This window comes from Fusicatenibacter faecihominis (assembly GCF_020686945.1).
GTDB classification, from domain to species: Bacteria; Bacillota; Clostridia; order Lachnospirales; family Lachnospiraceae; genus Limivivens; species Limivivens faecihominis.
The window spans coordinates 1-1,595 of the sequence record NZ_JAJEPR010000092.1; the positions used below are offsets into that span (position 1 = coordinate 1).

Here is a 1,595-nt window from a genome sequence, read left to right on the forward strand (position 1 = left end):
GATAAAGAAGTAATAGAAGTGTAAAAAATTTTGCCGTTCCTATCCGGCACTTGCGCATTGTGTCGGATAGGTCGGGCGGTTATTCGGGCAAGTCCACCTTGCCAACAAAAGAATAATAAATCTCAATGTCCTGTCTGCGGGTCTTGTTCTCGTCATAGCTGCACTCATGCACAACGATTTTCTCTACAAACTCCCGCAGCAGAGTAGGGGTAAGTTCTTCAAAGCTGGTATGCCGCCGGACAACATTCATAAACTTTTCTGCGTTCACGGTGGCTTCCTGTGCTTTGGAAAGCTCCGCTTGAATAGCAGCGGCTCTTTCTTTCAGCTCCCGTTGCTCTGCTTCATAGTCTGCCGACAGCTCTGTGAAACGCTCGTCTGATATGCGCCCGGTCACGCTGTCCTCATACAGCCGCTTGAAGATAGCGGATAACTCGGCTATGCGTTTCTCGGAGGCTTCCAGTTCCTTTTTCTTGGCGGCGTTCCTGCGTTTGCCCCCGTCCTCGTTCTGCTCAATCAAGAGTTTCATAAACCGGGCTTCATGCTTTGCCGCATAGCTGGTCACTTTCCGCAGATTGGAGAGTACACCAGCGGTCAAGAGGTCGGTGCGGATAAAGTGCGCCGTACAGTCATGGGTGCGTTTCTTGTAGTTGCCGCAGATATAACAGTCCTGCTTGCGCTTGTCCGTCTGGTATCGCTGCTGATACATCACGCTGCCGCAGTCCGCACAGAACAGTATGCCGGAGAACAAACCCACTTCATCATAGCGGTTTGGGCGTTTGCGCTGTTTGCGAAGCTCCTGCACCCGTTCCCATGTTTGGGTGTCTATGATAGGCTCGTGGTGGTTCTCGAAAATCACTTGCTTTTCCGGGGGATTTTCTACACTGTGCTTGACTTTGTAAGAAAGTTTTTCTGTCTTGAAATTTACCAGACAGCCTGTGTATTCCCGGTTTTCAAGGATATGCACTACGGTATTGGTCGCCCACTTGCACTCATAGCCGGGGTGGTAGCGGCGGGTGCTGCCCGTCCTGCGGTATTCAAGCGTTCCCGGCGTGGGGATTTGCTGCTCTGTGAGCATACGGGCTATCTTGGTCGGACCATTCCCGGCAAGACAGAGGTTGTATATCTGCTTGACTACGGGTGCAGCTTCCTCGTCAATAATGAAATTTTCATCCTCGTCCATGAGGTAGCCATACACAGGCTTGCTTGTGATGGGCTTGCCATTCATGCCTTTTGAGCGTTTTACTGCTTTGATTTTCTTGCTCGTATCTCTCACCAGCCATTCGTTAAAGATATTCCGCAGCGGGGCAAAGTCATTGTCGCCCTGTGCGCTGTCCACTCCGTCATTGATAGCGATGAAGCGGACACCTTTCTGTGGGAAAATCATTTCCGTGTACATTCCCACTTGCAGGTAGTTTCGCCCTAACCTCGACATATCCTTTACGATAACTGTCCCGACTTTTCCGGCTTCAATGTCCGCAAGCATGGCTTGAAAACCGGGTCTTTGAAAGTTCGCACCAGAATAACCGTCGTCCGTGTACCAGCGCAGATTGGAAAAGCCGTTCTGCTTTGCATAGGTTTCAAGGATACGCTTCTGA

General features: G+C 50.6%; 1 protein-coding gene. It reads right to left on the minus strand.

Annotation, left to right across the window (positions count from 1 at the left end):
* Positions 1–79: 79 nt before the first annotated feature.
* On the minus strand, positions 80–1,595 hold a 1,516-nt coding region (locus tag LKD71_RS17980; RefSeq protein ID WP_207737361.1), incomplete at its 5' end, for a recombinase family protein.